Genomic DNA, 4121 nt, shown 5'->3' on the forward strand with positions numbered 1-4121 from the left:
CAATAAACTGGCGGCTGTCCCCCGTCAAATAAAGGTTTCGGACAAACCAAAAGGTAAATTGGTTATAGAATGTGATGAGATGTGGTCTTTGGTTTTTTCTAAGACGATAAAGGTCTATATTTGGCTTGCAATTGATAGAAAGACAAGGGAAATTATTGGTTGCTATGCGCGGAGATAGGAGTCGTCAATCAGCCAAAAAACTTTGGGGCCAGTTTACCCGGTGTTTACCGACAATGTGCGGTTGCTTACACAGACTTTTGGGAGTCCTATAAGACAGTAATTCCTAGTAAACGTCATCGACCAGTCGGAAAAGAAACTGGTCAAACCAATCCTATTGAAAGATTAAATAATACCTTTCGACAAAGGATTTCTCGGTTGGTGAGAGAGAGTCTATCTTTCTCTAAAAAAATGGAGAATCACGTTGGGGAACCCTTTGGTATTTTATCCCTGACTACAATGCACAGCAAAGCAAAGGATTAAGCCGCCATCACTACTACCGAATCACCACCTGGCTAAGTCTCTGGAATATTCAAGGGCGATAAATTTACAGGTGGAATCATACATTTTCAATTCAAATACAGGTCAAGCCTGACCTGTATTTGAACAAAATTAAACCCCTATCCCCAAAAATAACAAAAGGATGGGTAAAAACCCTCCTAAAGGCTAAGATGCACTGAAAACTATCCTCAATGGGGATTTTATCCTTGGCGCTTACGAAAAGCAGCACCTAACCCCCAAAAATGATCGCTTCAAAAATCTCGTAGCGTTCCTTGCCGATGCGAATAATATAGATATCGTCTTGTTTCGAGGCGCTAAACGCTCCAGGAGCTGCCTGACTGGTATCTGCACCGATCGCTTTTCCCTTTTCAAAGAAAATGATACGCTTGCGACCATCGGGTTTGGTAACAGTGACATCCGCGCTACCGTTCCCCCGACGAGTGACACCAAAGGGACAAGATCCCGCCGGTTTTCCATCGCCCATCGAACAGGTAACATTACCCGTAGCATGGTAATTTGTCCCCGGTACTTTGGCATCGCTTTGGTTGTAATTATTGGAAATAAAGATTTTTAGGCGATAATTAGCCACTTCATTATTCCGCGCCGAGTTGCGAGTCAAACCCACTTGGATCGTGTAATCGCCGTTCGCCGGTAGGATTCCCTCGTGAGCATTACCGACATTGTTCCCGATAACCATCGCCGCGTCTTTGCCCGGGACTTTTCCCGGTGCGAAAATATTGAAAGAAGCACCCCCGTTATCACTCAAGAGGCTAACCGACATATTTTGTCCAGCATTGGCGCGAATTAGGTATTGAACGACTTGTTCTCCCTTGATTTTGCCTTGAATAGTGGTTCCTTCGGTTCCGGCTTTGAATTGCACCCGTTCTTTACGGATTTCGCTTAAGGCGGGAGAAGGTAAGATGACTGGGGTGGTGATTAAGGTGGCCAGTAAAAAAGCGGAAAAGAGTTTACGCATGATTTAAGTTTTTTCCCAAGTTAATTAGATGTTTTACAGCGATCGCTAGATTTGTTGACAATTGTACTATAACGTCCGTCTAGTTTTTTTCCGAACGGGCCGATTTCGCTTTTTCTAGGGTGTCTTGACAGTTGATTTTGGCGAATTCTTCGATTTGTTCTGGTTTCAAATTAAAATCTGAACCCGCTCTTGCTTTAATTTGTTTTAAGAGTTGATCGGTTTCCGATTGGGTTAGTAAACCCGCTTGTTTTCCCGTTTCCGTGGCGACACAAACACCGTAGGTTACACCACCTGGAATCCGAGGGTTCCCAAGAATTTCCCTCCTAGAAACAATCCGATACCCGCACCGATAACACCCGTGGTAATAGCTATCAACAAGACATAAACGGGTTTCATGCTTTTTTGATCTCCTCCAATGAAGACTAAGTGAGCGTGTTATTACATAGCGCCTTCGTCCACTTTGGAATAGGGTAGGTTTTTGATAAATTTGACGATCTGGTTGCCGTTGCGGTTAAAGGAACATTGGAAGGTATTGACCATTTTATCCGTCTCGTAAGTGCCATTCACTGCGTGAGTGCCGTCGGTGCGTTGTCCTTCGTATTTGACAACGATATTACCCGGCGAGGTTTTATAAGCATTAGCGGCGCGAGATTTGCAGGCCGACAACATGGTAGCAGTATTCGCGGCATAAACTGGTAAAGTAGCGACGAGGGCGATTCCGGTGGCGATGGCGCTGAATTTTATAGACTCGAACATGATTGATTTTCTTACAGAGTAAGAGGGGCGATAATCTCTAGGATGCGTTCAGGATTTTTCGATAACTACCTAATCGTTACCGAGAAGGTGAAAGGAACGGTATGATTGCCGTCTTTCGCTTCTCCCATGAGATAGACACGAATGGTATAGTCGCCATCTTTGGGGAGTTTAATTTTAGCCATGGCGTTGGGTCCTTGGGCAGAACTGTTATAAATCGCTACATTATTACTACCCGGCGGCAGGATATTAAAAAATACACTATGCTTGTCTTCGGGGTTGCCTGTCTCATCATCGGCGAGAGAAACCATCAGGGTTTGACCTTTCCTCGCTCTTAAGACGAAATCTCGGTATTCACGCCCTGTAATCGTCCCGTTGAGGGCGGCCATATCACTGCCCTGTTCAAAGTTCACTCTACCGCTTAACTGCGCTTGTAGAGGGGCGGTTAAACCCAAACCAAGGGATAAAGCGATCGCTACGGAAGCTAAAACGTTTCGAGGGGAAATAAGCGGAAAATGTTTCATGTTTGTTTTTCAGTCAGGTACTAGGGAGTGATCATGATTTCATCTCCCTAGTTGGGTTAATCGTCTGTAAGTTTAAAATCCTTTTAGCCTTTGCGCTTACCAGATAATGCCCCTAAAGCACCCACTGTTACTAAACCTAAGATAGTACCCGGTTCGGGAACGGAAGTAGCGCGAGTAAATGTCAGTGTTGAATTATTTGAGTCTAAAACTCCACTTGAAGCATCAGCAACCCCGTTTGTACCGAATAGAGTTCCGAGAGGAGAATTTAATCCAAATGCATTTGGAGAACCCGTTACGAACAATTGACCACGAGCGAATTGAGTACCGGACAGAATGATATTACCACCCACAACATTAAAAGCATTAGGACCCAGTGATGGGAATGTACCAATAACCGGTAGCGTGTATCCTAAAGCGGCAGGAGCGGAGGTGACGGAAAGAGCGGTAGCCGCGTATATCCCATCCGTGGTTAGTGCCGCGTCCGGCAACTCTATTGTCCCAGAAACTGTACCACTAACCGGGCCATGCACATTCGAGAAAGAAAAGCCAAAAGTAGCGGCGCTCGCACCAGATACAGGAGCGAGTAAAGATAGACCGATAAGGGCGACCCGACCACTGATCGATTTTTTGATAAGTGTTGATAATGTCATAGGTTTAAACTCCTCACAGAAAGGAATAAAGATAAACAGTCTTCAATTATAGGGGAGTTTACGGAAAAGGTGATATCCGAAAATTCCTTATTTTTTTTGACCCCTTCCCGTTTTCTTAATACTTTTTTAAGAATTGGCTGAAGGCATTACCCTGAGAGGCTTGGAAAAATAGGAGTTCGGGCGATTCGGTTGAAGGGGCGCACCGCTACGCCGCTCCCTGCGGGCTCCCGCCTAAGCGTACAGGAGAGCGAAGATGAATGTTTCAGTGAATTAACACCTGTCCAAAAAATGACTGGTAATTTGGTAGTACAATTATAGTAATAAGTAAAATAAGGGGGATTAAAGTAAATAACTATGTCTCAACCGATTACCATCGAAGATATCTATAAACTTTTCGAGAAAACTAACGAAAAGTTTGAACAATCACGCCAAGAATACGATCGCCGGGCGGCCGAAGCCAAGGCCGAAGCCGATCGCCGGGCGGCCGAATATGATCGCCGGGCGGCCGAAGCCAAGGCTGAAGCCGATCGCCGGGCGGCCGAAGCCAAGGCCGAATATGATCGCCAAGCGGCCGAATATGATCGCCGGGCGGCCGAAGCCAAGGCCGAAGCCGATCGCCGTTTAGCACAGCTAGAGAAAACAGTGGCAAATACCAGTCGTGCGGTGGATAGTTTAACCACTCGCTGGGGAAGATTTGTCGAGGAATTAGTGGAACCTGCG

The 4121-nt window shown here is 45.6% G+C and carries 4 protein-coding genes and 2 pseudogenes; 2 read left to right on the plus strand and 4 right to left on the minus strand.

All coding sequences use genetic code 11. The annotated features are described in order from the left end of the window. Nucleotides 1–542, plus strand: a pseudogene (locus IM515_RS25210) (IS1 family transposase); the annotation flags it as partial. 185 nt (nt 543–727) lie between these two features. On the opposite strand, the gene IM515_RS25215 reads toward IM515_RS25210, so the two are convergent. The 4 genes from IM515_RS25215 to IM515_RS25230 form a co-directional block, all read right to left on the minus strand. Further along, nucleotides 728–1474, minus strand: coding sequence for a hypothetical protein (locus IM515_RS25215; RefSeq protein ID WP_287629328.1), 747 nt, complete (start codon nt 1472–1474; stop codon nt 728–730). A gap of 438 nt (nt 1475–1912) precedes the next feature. Beyond that, nucleotides 1913–2230 carry a hypothetical protein gene (locus IM515_RS25220; RefSeq protein ID WP_002757707.1) on the minus strand — a complete coding sequence of 106 codons (318 nt, stop codon included), beginning with the start codon at nt 2228–2230 and terminating at the stop codon, nt 1913–1915. 65 nt (nt 2231–2295) lie between these two features. Next, complete coding sequence (locus IM515_RS25225) at nt 2296–2751, minus strand: hypothetical protein (protein ID WP_287629327.1); 456 nt, start codon at nt 2749–2751, stop codon at nt 2296–2298. An 83-nt stretch (nt 2752–2834) separates the two neighbouring features. Continuing rightward, complete coding sequence (locus IM515_RS25230; protein ID WP_287629326.1) at nt 2835–3401, minus strand: PEP-CTERM sorting domain-containing protein; 567 nt, start codon at nt 3399–3401, stop codon at nt 2835–2837. A gap of 354 nt (nt 3402–3755) precedes the next feature. On the opposite strand from IM515_RS25230, the pseudogene IM515_RS25235 reads away from it, so the two are divergent. Continuing rightward, nucleotides 3756–4121, plus strand: a pseudogene (locus IM515_RS25235) (DUF3782 domain-containing protein); the annotation flags it as partial.

Source organism: Microcystis sp. M44BS1 (assembly GCF_020244875.1).
Taxonomy (GTDB): Bacteria; Cyanobacteriota; Cyanobacteriia; order Cyanobacteriales; family Microcystaceae; genus Microcystis; species Microcystis panniformis.